The 19,889-nt window shown below is 45.5% G+C and carries 20 protein-coding genes; 12 read left to right on the top strand and 8 right to left on the bottom strand.

Going from position 1 to position 19,889, the window contains the following annotated elements:
* The first annotated feature begins 83 nt into the window (after positions 1 to 83).
* From syd to OCU35_RS03415, 3 genes are read left to right on the top strand one after another with little or no spacing between them, the layout of a single operon-like run.
* Positions 84 to 629: a SecY-interacting protein gene (gene syd, locus OCU35_RS03405; RefSeq protein WP_017029990.1), complete on the top strand. Its 546-nt coding sequence runs from the start codon at positions 84 to 86 to the stop codon at positions 627 to 629.
* A 1-nt stretch (position 630) separates the two neighbouring features.
* Positions 631 to 1,407, top strand: a complete 777-nt coding sequence (locus OCU35_RS03410) for a Zn-ribbon-containing protein (RefSeq protein WP_017029989.1) — start codon at positions 631 to 633, stop codon at positions 1,405 to 1,407.
* Between the two features lie 45 nt (positions 1,408 to 1,452).
* Complete coding sequence (locus OCU35_RS03415) at positions 1,453 to 2,187, top strand: RNA methyltransferase (protein ID WP_017029988.1); 735 nt, start codon at positions 1,453 to 1,455, stop codon at positions 2,185 to 2,187.
* Between the two features lie 24 nt (positions 2,188 to 2,211).
* Here the strand turns inward: OCU35_RS03415 and fdxA are convergent, their stop codons facing one another.
* A complete protein-coding gene (gene fdxA, locus OCU35_RS03420) occupies positions 2,212 to 2,535 on the bottom strand; it encodes a ferredoxin FdxA (protein WP_017029987.1) in 324 nt (107 codons plus the stop codon).
* Positions 2,536 to 3,000: 465 nt separating this feature from the next.
* Here fdxA and OCU35_RS03425 point away from each other — a divergent pair, with 465 nt between their 5' ends.
* Positions 3,001 to 4,617 (top strand): NAD(P)/FAD-dependent oxidoreductase, encoded by a 1,617-nt coding sequence (locus OCU35_RS03425; protein WP_017029986.1) that lies wholly within the window; start codon positions 3,001 to 3,003, stop codon positions 4,615 to 4,617.
* Between the two features lie 40 nt (positions 4,618 to 4,657).
* Here OCU35_RS03425 and OCU35_RS03430 read toward each other — a convergent pair whose 3' ends face one another.
* Both OCU35_RS03430 and OCU35_RS03435 read right to left on the bottom strand, forming a co-directional pair.
* Positions 4,658 to 5,107: a YaiI/YqxD family protein gene (locus tag OCU35_RS03430; RefSeq protein WP_261825652.1), complete on the bottom strand. Its 450-nt coding sequence runs from the start codon at positions 5,105 to 5,107 to the stop codon at positions 4,658 to 4,660.
* On the bottom strand, positions 5,107 to 5,385 hold the full coding sequence (locus OCU35_RS03435; protein WP_017029984.1) for a hypothetical protein: 279 nt from the start codon (positions 5,383 to 5,385) through the stop codon (positions 5,107 to 5,109). The genes OCU35_RS03430 and OCU35_RS03435 overlap by 1 nt, the downstream gene beginning before the upstream one ends.
* Before the next feature lie 88 nt (positions 5,386 to 5,473).
* Here OCU35_RS03435 and OCU35_RS03440 point away from each other — a divergent pair, with 88 nt between their 5' ends.
* Positions 5,474 to 5,926, top strand: a complete 453-nt coding sequence (locus OCU35_RS03440) for a GNAT family N-acetyltransferase (protein WP_102359773.1) — start codon at positions 5,474 to 5,476, stop codon at positions 5,924 to 5,926.
* Here OCU35_RS03440 and OCU35_RS03445 read toward each other — a convergent pair.
* Both OCU35_RS03445 and OCU35_RS03450 read right to left on the bottom strand, forming a co-directional pair.
* The gene (locus tag OCU35_RS03445; RefSeq protein ID WP_017243178.1) at positions 5,923 to 6,219 is read right to left on the bottom strand and encodes a DUF3301 domain-containing protein; all 297 of its coding nucleotides are present in this window, start codon (positions 6,217 to 6,219) and stop codon (positions 5,923 to 5,925) included. The two genes, OCU35_RS03440 and OCU35_RS03445, sit on opposite strands and share 4 nt — an antisense overlap.
* Complete coding sequence (locus tag OCU35_RS03450) at positions 6,220 to 7,263, bottom strand: DUF3549 family protein (RefSeq protein ID WP_261825653.1); 1,044 nt, start codon at positions 7,261 to 7,263, stop codon at positions 6,220 to 6,222.
* 81 nt (positions 7,264 to 7,344) lie between these two features.
* Here OCU35_RS03450 and OCU35_RS03455 point away from each other — a divergent pair, with 81 nt between their 5' ends.
* Together OCU35_RS03455 and truC are read left to right on the top strand one after the other, a co-directional pair.
* On the top strand, positions 7,345 to 7,662 hold the full coding sequence (locus OCU35_RS03455; protein WP_017029980.1) for a YqcC family protein: 318 nt from the start codon (positions 7,345 to 7,347) through the stop codon (positions 7,660 to 7,662).
* Entirely contained in the window at positions 7,653 to 8,393 is a 741-nt protein-coding gene (truC, locus tag OCU35_RS03460; protein ID WP_026026269.1) for a tRNA pseudouridine(65) synthase TruC, read from the top strand. The genes OCU35_RS03455 and truC overlap by 10 nt, the downstream gene beginning before the upstream one ends.
* A 66-nt stretch (positions 8,394 to 8,459) precedes the next feature.
* On the opposite strand, the gene OCU35_RS03465 is transcribed toward truC, so the two are convergent.
* Both OCU35_RS03465 and glnD read right to left on the bottom strand, forming a co-directional pair.
* Positions 8,460 to 8,843, bottom strand: coding sequence for a DUF3461 family protein (locus tag OCU35_RS03465; RefSeq protein ID WP_026012768.1), 384 nt, complete (start codon positions 8,841 to 8,843; stop codon positions 8,460 to 8,462).
* A gap of 189 nt (positions 8,844 to 9,032) precedes the next feature.
* Complete coding sequence (gene glnD / locus OCU35_RS03470) at positions 9,033 to 11,666, bottom strand: bifunctional uridylyltransferase/uridylyl-removing protein GlnD (protein WP_017029977.1); 2,634 nt, start codon at positions 11,664 to 11,666, stop codon at positions 9,033 to 9,035.
* 192 nt (positions 11,667 to 11,858) lie between these two features.
* On the opposite strand from glnD, the gene OCU35_RS03475 reads away from it, so the two are divergent.
* Entirely contained in the window at positions 11,859 to 14,990 is a 3,132-nt protein-coding gene (locus OCU35_RS03475; protein WP_261825654.1) for an HD domain-containing phosphohydrolase, read from the top strand.
* 312 nt (positions 14,991 to 15,302) lie between these two features.
* On the opposite strand, the gene map is transcribed toward OCU35_RS03475, so the two are convergent.
* Positions 15,303 to 16,181 (bottom strand): type I methionyl aminopeptidase, encoded by an 879-nt coding sequence (gene map, locus OCU35_RS03480; protein WP_261825655.1) that lies wholly within the window; start codon positions 16,179 to 16,181, stop codon positions 15,303 to 15,305.
* A 348-nt stretch (positions 16,182 to 16,529) separates the two neighbouring features.
* Between map and rpsB the strand changes: the two genes are divergently transcribed.
* The 4 genes from rpsB (at position 16,530) to frr (ending at position 19,877) form a co-directional block, all read left to right on the top strand.
* Complete coding sequence (gene rpsB, locus OCU35_RS03485) at positions 16,530 to 17,261, top strand: 30S ribosomal protein S2 (RefSeq protein WP_038133582.1); 732 nt, start codon at positions 16,530 to 16,532, stop codon at positions 17,259 to 17,261.
* A 131-nt stretch (positions 17,262 to 17,392) separates the two neighbouring features.
* Positions 17,393 to 18,235 carry a translation elongation factor Ts gene (tsf, locus tag OCU35_RS03490; RefSeq protein WP_017032658.1) on the top strand — a complete coding sequence of 281 codons (843 nt, stop codon included), beginning with the start codon at positions 17,393 to 17,395 and terminating at the stop codon, positions 18,233 to 18,235.
* Between the two features lie 295 nt (positions 18,236 to 18,530).
* Positions 18,531 to 19,262: a UMP kinase gene (gene pyrH, locus OCU35_RS03495; protein ID WP_017029203.1), complete on the top strand. Its 732-nt coding sequence runs from the start codon at positions 18,531 to 18,533 to the stop codon at positions 19,260 to 19,262.
* Between the two features lie 57 nt (positions 19,263 to 19,319).
* Positions 19,320 to 19,877, top strand: coding sequence for a ribosome recycling factor (gene frr, locus OCU35_RS03500; protein WP_017032657.1), 558 nt, complete (start codon positions 19,320 to 19,322; stop codon positions 19,875 to 19,877).
* Positions 19,878 to 19,889 lie beyond the last annotated feature (12 nt).

Raw genomic sequence — 19,889 nt, forward strand, 5'->3', positions numbered from 1 at the left:
ACACTGCGTTATAGAGTAGAATGTTAGGAATTTTACTGAATAGATACTTCGATGTCATCAACGGAACGCCTGTAGGGTTATTTATGTCCAATTCAATCGCCAATGCGCTTAACTCAATTCATCAACAATACCTGAAAACCTTTGAGCAAGAGTACGGCACACTACCGACCAGCTCAGAGCTGGTGGGCGTTGCTTCTCCCTGTATTCAAGACAGCAAATCAGGAGAGGTATTCTGGAAACCACTTCAACGTGATGAACATGCCGACTTTACCAATGTAGAGCAGGGAATTGAGCTGTTGCTGCACTCTGATATTAAAGAGTTCTACGGCAGTCATTATAGCGCTGACTTGACCATGAGCTGGAAAGGTAAGCCTCTTACTCTGTTGCAAGTATGGAGCGATGAAGACTTTGTTCGCCTACAAGAAAACATTCTGGGTCACCTAGTCACACAGCGCCGTTTAAAGCTAAAACCTACGGTGTTTATCGCCGCCATTGATTCAGACCTTGATGTAATCTCTGTATGTAACATTAGCGGGAATGTAGTGCTGGAATCGCTAGGTACCGACAAGCGTGAAGTGCTTGCGGAAAATCTACTGGAGTTCCTGCAACAACTGGATGTAGAGGTCTAGTATGTTTGTCTGTGAATTGCAGTTCGAATGCTATGACAACACCACATTCACCGCGGTTGAGAAGTCCATCAATGGCCTGATGGAGGCGCTGCGTTTCAATGGTCAGGTATTAGGCAGAGAGTTTCCCCTCGCAATCGATGGTGGGACGTTTAGCTTGCGTTGCGTGTGTCCTGAAAAAGACAGCCTGCACCCAAAAAACCATTCGGACTTCGTGCGCTTTTCTATGGCAAAGCTATCAGAGGCAGGATTGCTCGCGCCGAAATTGAGAGTCTTGGGGCAAGATCTTAATTCAGAAGAAACATGCACAGAGGATGCCCCTAGTTGGCAGATCCTCTATACCACCTATGTGCATACCTGCTCGCCACTGAGAAGTGGTGACTCATTTATGCCGATCCCTCTATATCGTAATCCACCCACGCTCAATGGTGACCATAAATCCATTATTAAATGGCAAACAGAGTGGCAGGCGTGTGATGAGTTGCAGATGGCGGGTGGCTGTAAGGCGGAGCATGCGGCCTTACGCGAATTAAACTCGGTCGACAGTGACATCTACCGCCGTGGTTGGGATTTGCGCGGGCGTATTGAATACATCACTAAGGTACCGACCTACTATTATCTGTATCAAGTGGGAGGCGAGAGCCTAAAGCAGGAGCAACAACGCAAATGTCCGAAGTGTGGTGGTGAGTGGTTATTAGATGAACCTCTGCATGACATGTTCCACTTTAAATGCGACTCGTGCCGACTGTTGTCAAATATCTCTTGGGATCACTTGAAGTAACGCCCTTTTAAGTTGTGAACCTAAATCTAATCCTTTGGAAAAAGAATGATTTCTAAAAACCAATTAAAACTTATTCGTGCCCTAGGCCAGAAGAAACAACGCAAGGCTCATGGATTGTTCCTTGTTCAGGGGGAGAAAAATGTCCTTGAATTAAGCAACAGCCAGCTCACGGTTAAGAGTGTTTTTGCGACCGCTGATTTCTTGTCAGAGAATAGTCAGTCACTAAAAGGCTTTGACCGCGTTGAGGCGACGCTCGATGAGCTGACAAAAGCCAGCACTTTGGTGAGTAATAACGCGGCCATTGCAATCGTTGAGATCCCACGCGTTGATGTACCAAAGGCGGAAGGACTGATGATTGCCTTAGACGGTGTATCCGATCCTGGCAATCTAGGTACGATTATTCGTATAGCAGATTGGTACGGCATCAAGCATATTGTTGCGAGCGCGGATTGCGCCGATCCATACAACCCTAAGACCATCAGTGCGACCATGGGAAGCTTTGGCCGAGTGTTTGTGAGCCAGTTAGATCTACCTAGCTACCTAGAACAAGCAGAGCTGCCAGTATATGGGGCATTTCTAGAGGGAGAGAGCGTTCACAAGAAAGCTTTTTCTGCGGACGGTATCTTACTGATGGGCAGTGAGTCTCATGGTGTTCGTGAACAGGCTGCAAAGTTTGTGACCGATAAGGTAACCATTCCTGCTTTTGGTGGTGCAGAGTCGCTGAATGTCGCGATGGCAACAGGCATCATTCTGGACAACCTTCGCCGTCAACACAGCTAACAAAAACCAATGACGCTGGTGGGATTATCTCTCCAGCATATCCAACTTGTTAGGCACGCCATTCCATTTTTCTGCATCGGGTAGGGCGGGCTTAACCTCAGTGATGTTTGGCCATTCTTCAGCGAGTTCTTCGTTCAGCTGAATAAAGACTTCTTGGTCTGGGGCTAGTTCATCTTCCTGAAAGATAGCTGCGGCATCGCATTCCGGCACACAAAGGCCACAATCGATGCAGTCTATAGGGCTTATCACCATAAAGTTAGGCCCTTCATAAAATGCGTCCGCAGGGCATACCGCCACACAATCGGTGTATTTACATTTTATACAGTTATCGGTTACGACAAACGCCATGGTGATGAACTCTCATTAGTCTATTTTCGGATGGGCGATGATACGGATACCAAACAAAAACACAATATTTGTCCTATAAAATCTTCAAGGGTTTGTGCTTTTATTTGTCATGCTTACCGCCTAGTTTAGCACTCCCACTACAAAGTAAATTGTCTCAAGATGCGGTTAATTAATATGACAGACCTCTCAAGTTAACGTAAAATCCCCGCCATTGTGAGCAAGTGTGAGTGAATATTCGCCGATTTATACCAATCACACTAAGTAAGTGATCATAAATAGCGCAGGAAAAATGCTCGAGAACAAGGCAGGATTTTTCGATAAGTAGTTATTCTACAATCAAAAATTCTAAGGCAGTTATCGAGTATTTTAACCAGCTAGAATGACCAGTTATTTAGTACGATTGGTATTCTACCTGGCTTTATGCGCTTTACCCTTTAGCTAAGACACCTACTACGAGACATCTGCATGATACGTTTGACCGAAATAAAGCTTCCTTTAGATCACAAGGAAGAGGCTATTCAAGCTGCCATAGTGAAAAAACTAGGCATCACTTCTGAGGAAGTGCTTTCTTTTAATATGTTTAAACGTGGCTACGATGCTCGTAAAAAATCAAAGATCCTGCTGATTTACACCCTAGATGTTGAAGTAGAAAACCAAGCACAACTGCTTGAAGCGTTTGCTGACGACCCGCACGTGCGTGAAACTCCTGATATGGAATATAAGTTCGTTGCACAAGCTCCAGAGAACTACACCGAGCGTCCAGTTGTGGTTGGATTTGGCCCTTGTGGTTTGTTTGCCGCCTTGGTGCTGGCACAAATGGGCTTTAAACCTATCGTGGTTGAGCGAGGAAAAGAAGTTCGTGAGCGTACTAAAGATACCTTCGGCTTCTGGCGTAAACGCAACCTAAATCCAGAATCAAACGTGCAGTTTGGTGAAGGCGGAGCAGGAACCTTCTCTGACGGTAAGCTGTATAGCCAGATCAAAGACCCTAAGTTTTATAGCCGCAAGGTGATCAACGAGTTTGTCGATGCGGGCGCCCCTGCTGAGATCAAATATGTCAGCAAGCCACATATTGGTACCTTTAAACTTGTCACCATGATTGAGAAAATGCGTGCAACAATCATTGAACTGGGTGGTGAGATTCGCTTTAGCACCCGTGTTGATGATCTGCATATGGAAGACGGCCAATTGACTGGCCTGACACTGTCTAATGGTGAAACTATTAAGTCTCGTCACGTTGTATTGGCTGTGGGTCATAGCGCACGTGATACCTTTGAGATGCTGCACGAACGTGGCGTTTATATGGAAGCAAAACCATTCTCTGTTGGCTTCCGTATCGAGCATAAGCAATCAATGATTGATGAAGCGCGTTTTGGTAAAAATGCAGGTAACCCAATCCTTGGCGCTGCCGATTACAAATTAGTACACCACTGTAAGAACGGTCGCACTGTATACAGCTTCTGTATGTGCCCGGGCGGCACAGTGGTTGCAGCTACCTCTGAAGAGGGGCGCGTAGTAACCAACGGTATGAGCCAGTACTCTCGCGCCGAGCGCAATGCCAATAGTGCGATTGTAGTGGGTATCTCCCCTGAGCAAGACTACCCAGGTGACCCACTTGCGGGTATTCGCCTGCAACGTGAGCTAGAGTCTGGCGCATTTAAACTGGGCGGCGAGACTTACGATGCTCCAGCGCAGAAGATTGGCGACTTCTTGAAAGGTCGCGATCCAAGCGCATTGGGAGAGGTTGAGCCTTCATTTACTCCAGGCATTAAGCTAACGGATGTGTCTAAGGCATTGCCAGATTACGCAATCGAAGCCATACGTGAAGCTATCCCTGCCTTTGATAAGAAGATTAAGGGTTTTGCAACGGAAGACGGTTTGCTGACGGGTGTAGAAACTCGCACCTCTTCGCCACTGTGCATCAAGCGTGGTAAAGACTACCAAAGCATCAACCTAAAGGGTTTCTTCCCTGCAGGTGAAGGCGCGGGCTATGCAGGCGGTATCCTGTCTGCAGGCATCGATGGTATCAAGGTAGCTGAGGCGCTGGCGCTATCCATCGTAGCTGAGTCTGAAGCGGGATAAATCAGGATCTAGAACCTAGGATCTAGATCCTAGGTTCCTTCTATTTCTTCGCTCGCGCTAAAATCCTATCTAGCGCATTGGCAAAGTCGCGTCGCTCAGTCTGTGACAATGCACTTGGGCCGCCGGTTTGCACTCCTGATGAACGCATAGTGTCCATGAAATCACGCACGTTAAGGCGAGCCTTAATGTTTTCCTTAGTGAATAACTCCCCACGACTGCTTAATGCCTGTCCACCCTTAGTGATGACTTCGTCAGCAAGGGGAATGTCTGAGGTAATGACCAGATCATTGGCTTCTATGCGCAGCGCTATCTCATCATCGGCAATATCAAAGCCTTGACTGACCTGCACAAAGCGAATGGTGTTGCGCTTAGGCAGTGGGATAGTGTGATTGGCAACAAAGATACATTCAATTCCTGTTCTCTCAGAGGCGCGCACTAGTGTTTCTCTAATGACCTTTGGACACGCATCGGCATCGACCCATATCTTCATTATTGCTTACCTTCTAGTGCTTCGATACGGCGAGTGAGCTCGATGATCGTTTTCTCTAGTGTTTCAATCTTTGAATCAGAACTCTCGCTATTCACCGCGACTTCAATTTTTGGAACACGCTTGGTGCTCTTCCAGTTCTTGATAGCGGCAATGAGTGCTGGCATAGGAACCTTACTGCCAAGGCGTGCTTTGACAAGTGCCATGGTAGGTTCTTTACCTTCAGATTCAAGTGCTTGGAAAATCTGATTTAATTCGTCGGTAACTTCTTTAGTGAGCATAGTATCAATTCTGGTTTAACGATTTATCGTCATCCTATCGAAATCACTATCATGAGTACACAGCAACTTATCAATCGCAGGCTTAACCATGCTTATTATCCGTGACTATCATGAGCGAGATCGGCAAGAATTTATTCGCCTTAATACGTGCCCGATCAATCGCGCCCACATGAATGGCGCACATTCTTATGAAAGTGCCTCAAGGCTGTTTGATAAGTTGCAGGGTGAGGAATCAACGATAGCTCGAGCAGTAGAGGTTAATGGTCGTTATGTAGGGCATCTATTTATCAGCGAACAAGAAGAGGGCTGGGAGCTAGGCTTCATCTTTGATAATGCGTATTGGGGGCAGGGGTATGCGACTAGAGCGCTGAAAATGTTGATGGAACAACTGCCTGATAACCTCTCAAAACCGCGTGTATTTGCGACTATTGATGAAGGGCATAGTGCGTCAGAGCGAGTGATAGAGAAGCTTGGTTTTATACAAGCTTCCCGACACGAGGATGAGTATGGTGTTTATTATCTCTATCGCTTAGTAAATTAGATGCGATGAGGATCGGTGTGAAAATGCGAGACTCGCAGTCCGACCATGGTTAATTCGCCTTGATAGCAATCATCACCTAGGGCTGAAAACTCAAAGGCAAATACCGTATGCCAGCCCAATTTACCATCGGGGCGACGTATTCTGTGCGCTCCAGAAGAAATGCTGACAACCTGCAGTTCCAGTTTTTTGCAATGCCTAATAATGGCAGTCTTGGCCAACTCGGCCTGGCGTCTGTGTTGCCAGAATAGAGTAAGGAAAATCGCTAACCCGAGTATGGCGAGCAGGTTGTCCATTTAGCTTTGTCCCTTAGTATTATTTTGTAAGGTAATTAATGCTTGAGCCAGTTCTTGTGAGGGAGCTTGGTGAAGCATTGGCAATATCACCATGCGCAGCTTCGGCTGCATCACTAGGTCGGCAAATAGTTGGTTGAATAGCCCTTGGTTATTGGTTTGTGCCAGTCTTACTAAGAATTGTTCAGCAAGCGTGCTTTGCTGAAGTGGCTCCCAACAGCGACCGGCAATAGCGATCAAAACTTCCTGATGGCAATATTTACTCTCTGACAAAATAGCCGTCACAAGAGAAGTGAGTTTATTCCCTTTGTTGCCAGATAGTGCGCGAGCCAGTGCTGATAATAGGAATAGGTCACCCTCTGGGTGATTTAGCTGATCCAACGCTAGGTCATACAACCTGGTGGCGAGAGAGTCGCTGATATCACAATGCTCTAGGGCTCCTAATAAAGCGTACAGAGGCTGAGTCGGCAGTTGAGAGAGGCTTTTTTTCACCATCAACTCATTGTTCGATTCTTTTAGACGAGCGCAGATATCTGTGATCCCTTGCAGGCCGACAGTTTGCCAATTATTCCAGCCGAGATCGCCCTTAAAATAGGTCAAAGCATGGGCATAATATTGACTTGGAGATAGATCTAGCTCAGCACTGACTTGGCTGTTAAATACCGCTAGCTTGTCTTCTTTTGGCTTGAAGGTGTATGGGTTGCTAGCCAGTTGCTCTTGCACTTCTTCATTCAGTTCTTTTTGCAGTCTTGAACCCATAGCCTCAAGTACAAACTTGATGAAGTTACCAATGTCGGCTGAGTTTAATAAACCACGCTCGTCCAAGTCGAACTTAAGGAACCAAATCCAAGGCTGCTTTTGCTCGTTCCAGTAGGTGATGGCAAATTGCGCTTGGCGCTGAATAGGGTAAGGATAGGCTTGTCGGCCTAGTTCAATACTTTCAAATTCATCGTTAGGGATCAATTCGATACGGCGACCTAAGTCGTGTACCTTAAAGTGACAATCGCTGTCTCGTAATATCTGTGTCAGTGTCGAAATATTTTCCATTTGCCTACATCTAAATAACCCATACTCTCCCTATAACATGGTAATCTTGCGCCGAATTTCAAGAGTAACAAGAGAAATAGCTTGAATACAGTTCACCTACAGACGCAAAAACTGCTCATCGATGCGGAATATACCCTCAAGCAATCTGGCTTGTGGGAAGTAAATAAGCCGTCTCCTGAGGCGCTGATGAGCACCCAACCCTTTGCTGTGGATACTCTTCATCCTGAGCAATGGCTACAATGGATCTTCATTCCAAAAATGCAACAGATTGTAAGCTCGCAGCAAGCCTTACCTGTTGGGTTCGCTATTTCTCCGTACTTTGAGCAAACTTGTCAGGGTAAGCCAGAATGGGCAAAGGTAATTAAAGTGCTGAAAGAGATTGATGAGGTATGTGCGTAATGTTGGAGATCATTTACCAAGACGAGTTTATCGTTGCCGTTAATAAGCCTGCAGGGATGTTAGTGCATCGTTCTTGGCTCGATAAGCATGAAACCCAGTTTGTCATGCAGACACTGCGTGACCAAATAGGTCAGCATGTGTTCCCTTTACATCGTCTTGACCGTCCAACCTCTGGCGTGCTTGTGTTTGCTTTATCTAGTGAGGTTGCCTCACAGATGATGCCTATGTTTGCTGAGCATCAAATGCAGAAAACCTATCATGCGATAGTGCGTGGCTGGATTGAAGAGGGTGATCGACTAGATTACGCCTTGAAAGTAGAACTGGATAAGATTGCGGACAAGTTTGCCGATAAAGAGAAAGAAGCTCAGCAAGCGATAACGGATTACCGCCCCTTGGCTAAGATTGAAGTGCCGTTCTCAACAGGGCGCTTTCCTACCTCTCGATATTGCTTGATGGAACTGCAACCCCTGACGGGCCGTAAGCATCAGTTACGCCGACACATGAAGCACTTGCGTCATCCTATTGTTGGGGATACCACGCATGGGGATGGCAAGCACAATCGCTTGTTTAAAGAGAACTTAGCCAGTGACCGCTTACTTTTGCATGCATCAAGGCTTGAGTTCGAACACCCCTTTACTGGTGTGCGACTAGTGCTTGAGGCAAAGTTTGATGAAACGTGGCGACAACTCATTGAGCGCTTTGAATGGCAAGGTGCATTCGACGACGAGTAAGCGTTATAAAACAGAAAAGCTCATACTTAGAATGAGTTAAAGTATGAGCTTTTTGTATCAGGGCGATTATTTCAGCTTTTCTAGATCGGCTTCAATTTCTGCAATCTTGCCCGAAACCACTTTTTCTAAGTGGCGTAAATCTGACAGTATTTTTTGTTTCACGTCGACATCTTGAGACTTGACGGGTTTAGTCAGAGTATTGAGCTCGTCGATAACCAAGGTCAGATTGCGGTTAATTTCTGTTTTGTTTCGGTATTGCCCGCTACCATCATCGATAAGTACACTTTTTACCTGTCTTGGGTACTTAAACTTTACACTCTTTGCGAATAACTCACCTTTTTGCTTTTTAAAGTAGATCTTAAGAACATCTTTATGAGCTTCTTGGCGCAATGAATAGCGGTCAATTTGCTTTGTTTCGTGAATTCCCAACCCGGTTAGGTGTGGATACATAGGCACCTCTGCGATCAAATTTGCTGAACTTCCTAGTGAAGAGCTCCGTGATACCAATCGTACTCAATAACTGAACACTTACCTAGTGTGATTGGTATGAGTATGGCTTTTCATACTTAATTGTAAATCTAGCAGGGAATCAGGTGCTTAGGTAGCGAGATCCCCTTCAACCCTGCTTTCATTCACATTTTAGTTTGGCGCCAGCTCCGATAAGTTCTCAATTAGGTTTTGACGTAGGGTCTCTTGAAGCGCTGCATCCAGCTTTTTACCTTCCGGAGAGGTGATGATAAACAAATCCTCCGCTCGCTCACCAATGGTGGTGATTTTGGCTGAGTGCAGGTGCAAATCCATCTCGGCAAAGGTCGCGCCCACTGCCGCTAACAGGCCAGGGGTGTCTAATGCGACTAGCTCCATCAGCGTCTGTTTCGCGTTTTTGGTCTCGATAAACTCTGTTCGTGTTTTTACCTTAAAGTGAACGAGGTTTCTTGGGGTGCGTCGCACCTTAATTTTAGTCAAACGACCATCTTTGATGACATGTTGCAGGTGTTTGATAACCGCTTCATGCCTGCGCTCTTCAAGAGGCTGGTTGTTTTGGTCTAACACAATGAAGGTGTCTAGAATGTATCCATCACGGCTCACCATAACCTGAGCGTCATGTACGTTGAAGTTTCGGCGATCCAACTCGGCTACCACACTGGCAAAGAGGACAGGCTGGTCTTTGGTGTATACAAACAGCTCAGAGCCCCCTCGAGTGGGTTGAGGGTTGATCAGCACTAATGGAGAGTCAGGGTCTTCTTGCTCAAGGATAGCCTGAGCGTGCCACGCCAGTTGCTGTGGTGTGTGACGAAGGAAATAGTCAGCCTTGAAGCGTTGCCATAGCACCTCGATTTCACGCGGCGTAAAGCCTTGGCTACGCAGCACAGCAGAGGCTTGTTGCTGATTGTGTCTAATTCTATCCCTGACATCGACGGGGTGCTCTAGCCCGCGACGCAGGGCTCTTTGTGTGGAGTAGAATAACTCAGTTAAAAGTGAGCGCTTCCAGCTGTTCCAAAGCTCTGGATTAGTCGCGCAAATATCGGCAACGGTCAGGCAAACAAGAAACTCTAGATACTCTTCTGTCTTCACCTTTTTGGCAAACTCGGCAATGACGTCAGGGTCTTGAATGTCGCGCTTTTGTGCGGTGACAGACATCAGCAAGTGATTTCTCACTAGCCATGCAACCAGCTTAGCTTCAGGTTTAGATAAATCGTGATCGATACAGAAATCGTACGCTTCTTTTTCCCCAATCACGGAGTGATCGCCACCTCTGCCTTTGCCTATATCGTGGAAAATGGCGGCAATGGTCAGCAGTTCTGGCTTCTGAATTCTGGGCAGTACCTCACAACAAATAGGGTGCTTTTCCCTGTTTTTTGCAAAGCTGAACTTATGGATATGCTTTAGCAGTCGCATACTATGTTCGTCTACGGTGTAGACATGGAACAAATCAAATTGCATCTGCCCAACGATCTGGCTCCATTGTGGGAGGTAAGCAGACAGTACACCTAACTGATGCATTAGCCTGAATGCCTTGGTGAGTGCGTTGGGGTGTCTCACCAATAGCATGAATTTTTCGCGCGCTTCAGGAATGGTATGCAAAAATCGATTCAGGCGTCGCCTGGCAGTACGCAGTTGGCGCAAGGTAGGTGGCGCGACACCCGTTATCGTAGAGTCGTTGGCGATATGGATAAACATATCCAAGATGGTATCCGGACGAGCCTGAAATAGGGCCGGCTTTCTCGCTTCAATAAGATGGCCTCTGCGCTGAAAGTCTTCATTGATGATTTCAGCGGGGATTAACTTACCTTGATTCAATATCGCCTGATCAAATAGCTTGAGCAGCATTTTGTTGAGCTCAGTGATGCGACGAAGGGTACGATAAAACTCTTTCATCATGCGTTCAACAGGCTGGTTTCTTTCACCCGTAAACCCAAGGTTTTCCGCCACTTTCGCCTGATACGCAAATGAGAGGCGGTTGTCATAGCGCTTTAGTTCAATGTGCAGTGCGAATCGGATCTGCCAGAGAAAGTTCTGACACTCTTGCAGTTCACGATACTCGGCATCGGTAAGAAAGCCATGGTGGCTCATTTCTAATAATGAGGTAGCACCGAAGTGACGTCGTGCGACCCAACTCAGGGTATGTATATCGCGCAAACCACCTGGACTGGACTTAATGTCCGGCTCCAAGTTGTAGCCTGTGTCGTGGTATCGAGCGTGTCGCTCTCTTTGTTCTTCCAGTTTGGCTTTGTAGAATATTTCACTGGGCCAGAACTCATCAGAATCAATTTCATTTCTTAGGCTTTGAAAGCAATCTTGGCTGCCACAAATGAGGCGAGATTCTTGAAGGTTGGTCGCAACAGTCAGATCTTCTCTAGCAACCTGCAGGCATTCTTTGACGCTTCGTACGCTATGCCCAACCTCTAATTTTAGATCCCACAGCAAGGTAACAAACTCACTGATCTTGGGAGTCCACTCTTCTTTAAGGGTTCTTTTAGAAAGGATAAGGATGTCGATATCAGACAGCGGATGTAACTCACTACGGCCATACCCGCCTACAGCGACTAAACACACGCCTTCGATTTGATTAAACCCATAGTGCTTCCATAGTCGCTCTAGCAAGGAGTCCATGAAGTCACTGCGCTCTTGAACGAGATCCGCTACAAGGTGATGTTCAAAAAATGAGTGCTTTTGCTGATCACCAAAATCTTGAAGAAGTGTTCGTAGAGTCTGTATATCAAGTTGTTCTTGAGGCAACTTGGTAGGGGAGAGGGCATTTAGGTTTGGCACGCACTAAATCCTTTTTATGCATTAAGGTCACTACTTCTGATACTTCCTGATTTTACGTCTGATGGCAAGGCAAACTTCAGTTTATAGCGCTCTAATACCTTGAAGAGATTAAGGAAAAAACCAATATTTTCAGACACTTTAGGGAATGTTGTTCTAATCTATGAGGAAAGGATTTTTGTATCAGAGGATAAAATGAAAAGGCGTTATTCGATAAAACTGACAGTGATCAGTCTCTTTATCCTCACTACTTGTCTCACTGCCTCTGTTGCGATTGGTTTGCAGTATTACTTTAGTAAACAGCAAGCATTGCAAAGCGCACTACAGAAGTACCAAAATATCTCTAGCCTCATCACCAAAGAAGTGAAAAATGTCGATAGGGTCTTTAGTAATTTGACTTTATTACTGTCGGGCCTCGGACAAGATTTTGAACAGTTCGATGAAAACTTGCTGGCGAGAACGGCCTTTGCTCAATTAATGAGAGGAGATCCGATATTTTATAGTTTGTATATGGCAAGGGCAGATGGCCACTTTTATCAACTCATCAATTTGAATTCTTTAGAGGAAATTAGAGAAGATCTAGGTGCTGAATCATCGGATCGTTGGGTATTGGTTGAAATAATTAGACAAGGGCAAAAAAACATAAAGACAACCTCGTTCTTTGACCACTCATTTCAACTACGAGATAAGGTTTCGGTAGAAAGTAAATATAATGCAGTTCAAAGACCTTGGTTTGTGGGTGCGCAAAATTCGAATCTTTTTAAAACAGAGCCTTATTTATTCCACAATGTTCAAGTTAGTGGTCAAACGTATGCTTCAAAAATCGACGATTCAGTATTTGGCAGTGTGCTTGGGATGGATGTCATATCTGAGACACTATCGAATAAAATAAAAGGTCGCTTGGGACACGGAATAACTAAGCTACCCGCAGAATTTTATGTTTACGATGAAACGGGTGCACTCAAGGCATCTTCCAATGACAATAAACTTATTTCGCTACCTGATGTCACTCCTTTAAGTTTAACAAAAGACCAGCAAAGCCTGATTGCCTCTATTGGAAACATTGAGGTATCAAACCAAACCAATTGGCCTCCCCTAGATTTTGCTGTGCGCGGAAAACCCGCAGGATATTTCGTTGATAAGATGCGAATTATTGGCCTTAAAACCGGTATCCGCCTTAAGTTCATCAATGGTGTTAGTTGGGCTGAACTTGTTGAAGAGTATAAGCAAGGTGATGTTGATATTCTTTATCCGGTTGCGAACAATGCCACAAATAGATCTTTTGGTGCGTTGAGTGCCCCCTTAGCTAGATTTGATTTTGGATTAGCCACTTCAGGAAACGGCTATGGCGGACTTGATCAATTGCTTGGGAAAAAACTGGGCATTTTGAAAGGCTGGTCAATCATTGAAGAGATAAGGGTGAGCCACCCTGAAGTTCAAATCGTTGAGCTAGATGATCTTTATGCTGGATTGCTCTCTCTTTATAGTGGCGATCTTGATGCAGTAATGGACCTAAATGTAATTCTTGAGAGCACCATAGAGCAGCATTTCTTTGATGGATTGACGGTCAACGTTGTCGACGCTAAGCAAGATCTTCATTCGACCAATACCTTTCATATGGCGATTGAGAATATTGACTCCCAGGTGGGCGACATCATAAATCAAGCTATCGCGAGTTTCACACCAGAAGAGATTCGTTTTCTCGAGACCAAGTGGTTTTCTAAAGGCAGCCCAAGTGGTGTTGTTCCGTATGAATTCTTAATTGATGCCACTAAGGATGAAAGTCTGCGCGACCAGTTACTGACGTTTGAGGTGGATGGAGAGAGTTATTTCACTTACATAGAACAAATTGACCTATTTGAACGCGGTACTGAATATTTTAGCATTACGGTTCCTTCTGAATCTTTATTGGATGCTGCATTGAGTAATGTAGTTGCGTCTACTTTAGGTTCTGCCGCACTGCTAACTCTGCTTATCCCACTATCTCGAATATTCTCAAAGCCTATTGTGAGTCCTATTCAAGCCTTGATTGAAGAGACAAAGAAGGTGCGAGAGCGTCGCTATTCAGATGTGGATGGCGTGCCATCTCGGATAAAAGAGATCTATCAACTCTCACGATCGATTGAGACTACAGCTAATGAGCTTTCGGTCTATGAAAAGCAGCAGCAGGAGTTTGTTGATTCCTTTATCAAGCTCATTGCACAAGCCATCGATGACAAGTCACCGTACACTGCAGGGCACTGTAATCGGGTGCCAGAGCTAGCCATTATGCTGGTTGATCAGGCCGAAAAATCGAGTGATGGTTCCTTTGCTGAGTTTGGTTTTGAAAGCGATGCGCAAAGGCGTGAGTTTAGGATTGCCGCTTGGTTGCATGATTGTGGCAAGATCACGACCCCAGAGCACATTGTTGACAAGGGCTCAAAGCTTGAGGCGAATTACAATCGTATCCATGAGGTTCGTACTCGATTTGAGGTGATGATTAGAGAGCAGATCATTGCTTTTTATCAGCAGCAGGCTCCAACATTACAACCTGAGCAGGATAGTGCTCTTCAAGGGGACATTGAGCTGTTAAAGCAAGAGTTTGCTGAGGTTGCCAATGCCAATGTGGGGGGCGAATTCATGGACGATGAGGCGGTAGAGCGAATTGAACAAATTGCGAAACGCACCTGGACTCGCTACTTAGATGACCAGCTAGGCTTATCCCCAGAAGAGCAACGACGTCTGGAGTCTCGAGGTATTCGCTCAGTAACTCCTGCCGTTGAGTCCTTGCTGGCAGATAAAGCTGAGCATCTCTACAAACATCCATCGAAGATTGAGTATGACCCAAGCTTTGAAATAAAGATGGAGGTGCCTGAGTACCTCGCGAACAGAGGGGAGGTCTACAATCTAATCATTCGCAAAGGCACGCTAACCGCTGAAGATAGATTTAAGATCAATGAGCATATTATCAGTACTATCAAAATGCTGGAGCGCATGCCATTCCCTGATGATTTATCTAAGGTGCCACGCTACGCGTCAACTCACCATGAAACCATGAAGGGTACGGGCTATCCAAGACAGTTGAAGGGAGAGGAGTTGAGCATCCCAGAGCGCATTATGGCGTTGGCGGATGTATTTGAAGCGCTGACCGCCGCAGATAGACCCTACAAGAGCGCTAAGACCCTCAGTGAGTCTTTGAGAATTATGAAATTCATGGTGCAAGATGAGCACCTAGACAAAGAGACATATCGCCTGTTCTTGAGCAGCGGAACGTATCTTGAGTACGCTAAGCGTTACCTAGCCCCTGAGCAGATAGATGAGGTTGATATAACAGAATACTGGGTTTAGAAGTTTATAGTGAGAGAGCCTTGTTAAATGCACTCGATGACTTAGAACGATCGTTTTACAACCCTCTAGGGTAGTAAAACACGTCATTGCCGAAGTCTCTTATCGGCAATCTATATCTTGTGCGCTTTAGATCCCCCGACCAGAGTGCTGGCCCAGAAAAGCGCTCGGGGATGACGGTTAGTTGGCACTTGAACTGAAAGCTGATAGCTGACAGCTTTAAGCTATCAGTTTGATCGGTGTAATCTCATTCTCTAAGGTCGGTCAGAATTTTTCCAAGCACAAAAAAGCCAGCATTACGCTGGCTCATTTCTCTTAACTGTTCACCATCAATCGAGGGATGGACTCTTCGTTACGAAGGGTCAGCACTTCACAACCATCTTTAGTTACTACGATAGTGTGTTCCCACTGAGCTGAGTTTTTGCCGTCGCCCGTGTAAACCGTCCAATCATCATTGGCATCGATACTACAGCCGAACTTGCCAGCGTTAATCATTGGCTCGATGGTAAAACACATACCTTCTTTTAGTACGCGGCGGTCGAAGTTTTTATAGTGCACCACTTGTGGCTCTTCGTGGAATTCATTGCCAATACCGTGACCACAGAAATCTTTAACTATAGAGAACTTGTTGCGTGGGTTCTTTTTGTTGTTCTCTTTGATGTACTTTTCAATAACCGTACCGATTTCGCCTACAGTCGCACCAGGCTTAACCTGTTTCATCCCTAGGTAAAGTGCTTCTTGAGCCACCATACAAAGACGCTTATCACTTGGGTCTACATCGCCAATCAAGAACATCTTAGAGGTATCACCGTGGTAGCCTTCAGGGCGGGTGCTAAGGTCGGCGTTTTCATCGTTCGGAATAATCACCGTAATATCGATATTAACGATGTCACCGCTTTTCAGTACAGCCGGTTTCTTTTGGCCGTTGCTGCCCACCGCGTCTTCTGGTGCAGGAATACCATGACATACGATATGGTTGATTGAAGTACAGATAGACTTAGGGAACCCGTGATAATCAAGCGGAGCAGAATACGCACCGTTTTCTAGGGTAAATTCGTGACAGATTTTGTTCAGTTCTTCAGTAGATACCCCTTCTTTTACGTGTGGGGCTATCATCTCTAAAACGTCGGCTGCTAATTTGCCGGCAACGCGCATTTTTTCGATTTCTGCTTCAGTTTTGATTTTTATCGACATGCTGTACTCAGTTAACTCTTGCTTCAATTGCCTTTATTCTAACAACACTGGGCACACTCGCAAATGAAAATAAAACTCAAGTAGGGACGCCTTTCGTCTCTTAAGTGAAATAAACGTGATATTTCTGGTAATCGAGCCCAAAAATATGGTATAAACCGCGCCGAGATAGATTCCATTGTCTTCCTATTTTGAATAGGGCGAGGTGTTTTTCTATGTCACACACTTAATTTACTTAAATCACACACATTTCGTCACATGTTTCGGGGTGCTCCGGTTTGCGATTGCAAACAGAGGGAGTCGAGACCATGGGGAATGTGGAGGCCTAACCCCAATTTAGAGGATTTTAAAATGGCAACTGTATCAATGCGCGATATGCTAAAAGCTGGTGTTCACTTCGGTCACCAGACTCGTTACTGGAACCCAAAAATGAAGCCATTCATCTTTGGTGCTCGTAACAAAGTTCATATCATCAACCTAGAAAAAACTGTTCCTATGTTCAACGAAGCTCTAACTGAGCTTGCTAAAGTTGGCGAGAAAAAAGGTAAAGTTCTTTTCGTTGGTACTAAACGCGCTGCATCTGAAGCTGTTAAAGAAGCTGCTATCGCAAGCAACCAATTCTACGTTAACAACCGCTGGTTAGGCGGTATGCTAACAAACTACAAAACTGTTCGTCAGTCTATCAAGCGTCTAAAAGAACTTGAAGCTCAAGCTCAAGACGGTACTTTTGAGAAACTAACTAAGAAAGAAGCTCTAATGCGTACTCGCGAAATGGAGAAGCTAGAGAAATCTCTTGGTGGTATCAAAGATATGGGCGGCCTACCAGACGCTCTATTCGTAATCGACGCTGATCACGAGCACATCGCAGTTAAAGAAGCGAACAACCTAGGTATCCCTGTATACGCTGTTGTAGATACTAACTCTGACCCAGACGGTGTTGATTACATCATCCCTGGTAACGACGATGCAATCCGCGCGGTACAACTTTACCTAAACGCTGCAGCACTATCTGTGACTGAAGGTCGTAACAAAGACGTTGCTACTGCTGCTGACAAAGACGGTTTCGTAGAAGAAGCTGAGTAATAGCAGCTCCAAGTCACACTTAGTTGTTTGCCGGGAAACCGAACAGCAGATAAACTAAGTGCTAGTATGCATCAGGGGCCCCAATTTAGGCCCCTGAATTTTACCTTTTGAATCAACTTGAGGATTAGAGAATGGCTGTAACTGCTGCTCTAGTAAAAGAACTGCGCGACCGCACTGGCGCAGGTATGATGGACTGTAAGAAAGCTCTTACTGCTACTGACGGTGACATCGAACTAGCAATTGAAAACATGCGTAAATCTGGCGCTGCTAAAGCTGCTAAGAAAGCAGGCAACGTAGCTGCTGAAGGCGCGATCATTGTTAAAGATGCAAACGGCGTTGCTGTTCTTCTTGAAGTTAACTGCCAAACTGACTTCGTTGCTAAAGATGCAAACTTCACTGCATTTGCTAACGAAGTAGCTGACGCTGCTCTAGCATCAAAAGCTTCTGTTGAAGAGCTACAAGCACAATTCGAAGAAGTTCGTATTGCACTAGTTGCTAAAATCGGTGAAAACATCAACATCCGTCGCGTACAGTACGTTGAAGGTGCTGAAATCGCTTCTTACCGTCACGGTGAGAAAATCGGTGTTGTTGTTGCTGGTTCTGGCGACGCAGAAGTACTTAAGCACGTTGCTATGCACGTTGCTGCTTCTCGTCCAGACTTCCTTAACCCTTCAGACGTACCTGCTGAAGTAGTTGAGAAAGAAAAAGCGGTTCAAGTTGAAATCGCTATGAACGAAGGCAAACCTGCTGAGATCGCAGAGAAGATGGTTGTTGGCCGTATGAAGAAATTCACTGGCGAAATCTCTCTAACTGGTCAAGCGTTCGTAATGGAACCAAAGAAATCTGTTGGTGAAGTTCTTAAAGAGCGTGGCGCAGAAGTAACTGACTTTGTTCGTCTAGAAGTTGGTGAAGGCATCGAAAAAGCGGCAGAAATGAGCTTTGCTGATGAAGTAGCTGCAGTTCAAAAAGGTTAATCATTAGCCTTAATGAATACCAAAAAGACCGTGGCAATTGCTACGGTCTTTTTACGAATAAATACTTAAGTTTAGCCGTTGAGAATAGTGACTTATAATTAGCTTCTAGCTTCTAGCTTCTAGCTTCTAGCTTCTAGTCTTCAGCTTGCAGCTTGCAGCTTGCAGCTTGCAGCTTGCAGCTTGCAGCTTGTAGCTTGTAGCTTCTAGTCTTCAGCTTGCAGCTGATAGCTGATAGCTATTATCTGAGTCTCCATCCTCAACTGTTAATCGATAACTCTTTTAGAAGGTATACTTCATGACGACAAACCCTAAACCAGCATATCAGCGTATCCTGTTAAAACTGAGTGGTGAGGCTCTTCAAGGCGAAGAAGGCTTTGGTATCGACCCAACTATCCTAGAGCGTATGGCTCAGGAAGTGAAAGAGTTAGTTGAACTAGGTGTAGAAGTTGGTGTGGTTATCGGTGGTGGTAACTTGTTCCGCGGTGCTGGCCTTGCAGAAGCAGGCATGAACCGCGTAGTTGGCGACCACATGGGTATGCTAGCAACAGTGATGAATGGCCTAGCTATGCGCGATGCACTGCACCGTGCATACGTGAATGCTCGCGTAATGTCAGCGATACAGCTTAAAGGCGTGTGTGACGATTACAACTGGGCTGACGCTATCCGCGAACTTCGCCAAGGTCGCGTAGTGATCTTCTCTGCAGGAACGGGTAACCCATTCTTCACAACGGACTCTGCTGCTTGTCTTCGTGGTATCGAGATCGAAGCGGATCTAGTACTAAAAGCAACAAAAGTTGACGGCGTATACAATGCTGACCCTGCAACGAACCCAGACGCTGAACTTTACAGCAAGTTATCGTACAATGAAGTACTAGATAAAGAGCTTAAGGTTATGGATCTAGCTGCGTTCACATTGGCACGCGACCACAACATGCCAATTCGCGTATTTAATATGAACAAGCCAGGCGCACTACGTCGCGTGGTGATGGGTGAAGCTGAAGGTACTCTTATCAGCAACGCTGAGTAATCGCCCAAGCACAACTTAGTTAGGTCATTAGACCCCGACAATTTCAAAGGTGAAATCGTGATTAACGAAATCAAACAAGACGCGCAACAGCGCATGGAAAAAAGCGTTGAAGCGCTAAAGAACACTCTTTCAAAGGTGCGTACAGGTCGTGCTCACCCAAGCCTTCTATCTGGTCTTTCTGTTGAGTATTACGGTGCTCCAACGCCTCTTAACCAAGTAGCAAACGTTGTTGCTGAAGATGCGCGTACTCTAGCAATCACTGTATTTGACAGAGAGCTTGCACCTAAGGTTGAGAAAGCAATCATGCAATCTGACCTAGGTCTAAACCCAATGTCTGCAGGTACGGTTATTCGTGTACCACTTCCACCGCTGACAGAAGAGCGTCGTAAAGACCTAGTTAAGATCGTTCGTGGTGAAGCTGAAGGCGCTCGCGTCGCTATTCGTAACATCCGTCGTGACGCAAACAGCGACTTTAAATCTCTTCTTAAAGATAAAGAAATCTCTGAAGATGAAGATCGTAAAGCACAAGACGAGATTCAAAAGCTGACTGATGTTGCCGTTAAGAACGTTGATGATGTTCTAGCATCAAAAGAAAAAGAATTGATGGAAGTTTAATTAAACTGGTTA

The organism is Vibrio breoganii, assembly GCF_024346795.1.
GTDB lineage: Bacteria > Pseudomonadota > Gammaproteobacteria > Enterobacterales > Vibrionaceae > Vibrio > Vibrio breoganii.

Excerpts from the sequence above, each read along its gene's own strand:
- syd (WP_017029990.1), top strand. The coding sequence starts at position 84 with ATGTCCAATTCAATCGCCAATGCGCTTAACTCAATTCATCAACAATAC.
- OCU35_RS03410 (WP_017029989.1), top strand. The coding sequence starts at position 631 with ATGTTTGTCTGTGAATTGCAGTTCGAATGCTATGACAACACCACATTC.
- OCU35_RS03415 (WP_017029988.1), top strand. The coding sequence starts at position 1,453 with ATGATTTCTAAAAACCAATTAAAACTTATTCGTGCCCTAGGCCAGAAG.
- fdxA (WP_017029987.1), bottom strand. The coding sequence starts at position 2,535 with ATGGCGTTTGTCGTAACCGATAACTGTATAAAATGTAAATACACCGAT.
- OCU35_RS03425 (WP_017029986.1), top strand. The coding sequence starts at position 3,001 with ATGATACGTTTGACCGAAATAAAGCTTCCTTTAGATCACAAGGAAGAG.
- OCU35_RS03430 (WP_261825652.1), bottom strand. The coding sequence starts at position 5,107 with ATGAAGATATGGGTCGATGCCGATGCGTGTCCAAAGGTCATTAGAGAA.
- OCU35_RS03435 (WP_017029984.1), bottom strand. The coding sequence starts at position 5,385 with ATGCTCACTAAAGAAGTTACCGACGAATTAAATCAGATTTTCCAAGCA.
- OCU35_RS03440 (WP_102359773.1), top strand. The coding sequence starts at position 5,474 with ATGCTTATTATCCGTGACTATCATGAGCGAGATCGGCAAGAATTTATT.
- OCU35_RS03445 (WP_017243178.1), bottom strand. The coding sequence starts at position 6,219 with ATGGACAACCTGCTCGCCATACTCGGGTTAGCGATTTTCCTTACTCTA.
- OCU35_RS03450 (WP_261825653.1), bottom strand. The coding sequence starts at position 7,263 with ATGGAAAATATTTCGACACTGACACAGATATTACGAGACAGCGATTGT.
- truC (WP_026026269.1), top strand. The coding sequence starts at position 7,653 with ATGTGCGTAATGTTGGAGATCATTTACCAAGACGAGTTTATCGTTGCC.
- OCU35_RS03465 (WP_026012768.1), bottom strand. The coding sequence starts at position 8,843 with ATGTATCCACACCTAACCGGGTTGGGAATTCACGAAACAAAGCAAATT.
- OCU35_RS03475 (WP_261825654.1), top strand. The coding sequence starts at position 11,859 with ATGAAAAGGCGTTATTCGATAAAACTGACAGTGATCAGTCTCTTTATC.
- map (WP_261825655.1), bottom strand. The coding sequence starts at position 16,181 with ATGTCGATAAAAATCAAAACTGAAGCAGAAATCGAAAAAATGCGCGTT.
- rpsB (WP_038133582.1), top strand. The coding sequence starts at position 16,530 with ATGGCAACTGTATCAATGCGCGATATGCTAAAAGCTGGTGTTCACTTC.
- tsf (WP_017032658.1), top strand. The coding sequence starts at position 17,393 with ATGGCTGTAACTGCTGCTCTAGTAAAAGAACTGCGCGACCGCACTGGC.
- pyrH (WP_017029203.1), top strand. The coding sequence starts at position 18,531 with ATGACGACAAACCCTAAACCAGCATATCAGCGTATCCTGTTAAAACTG.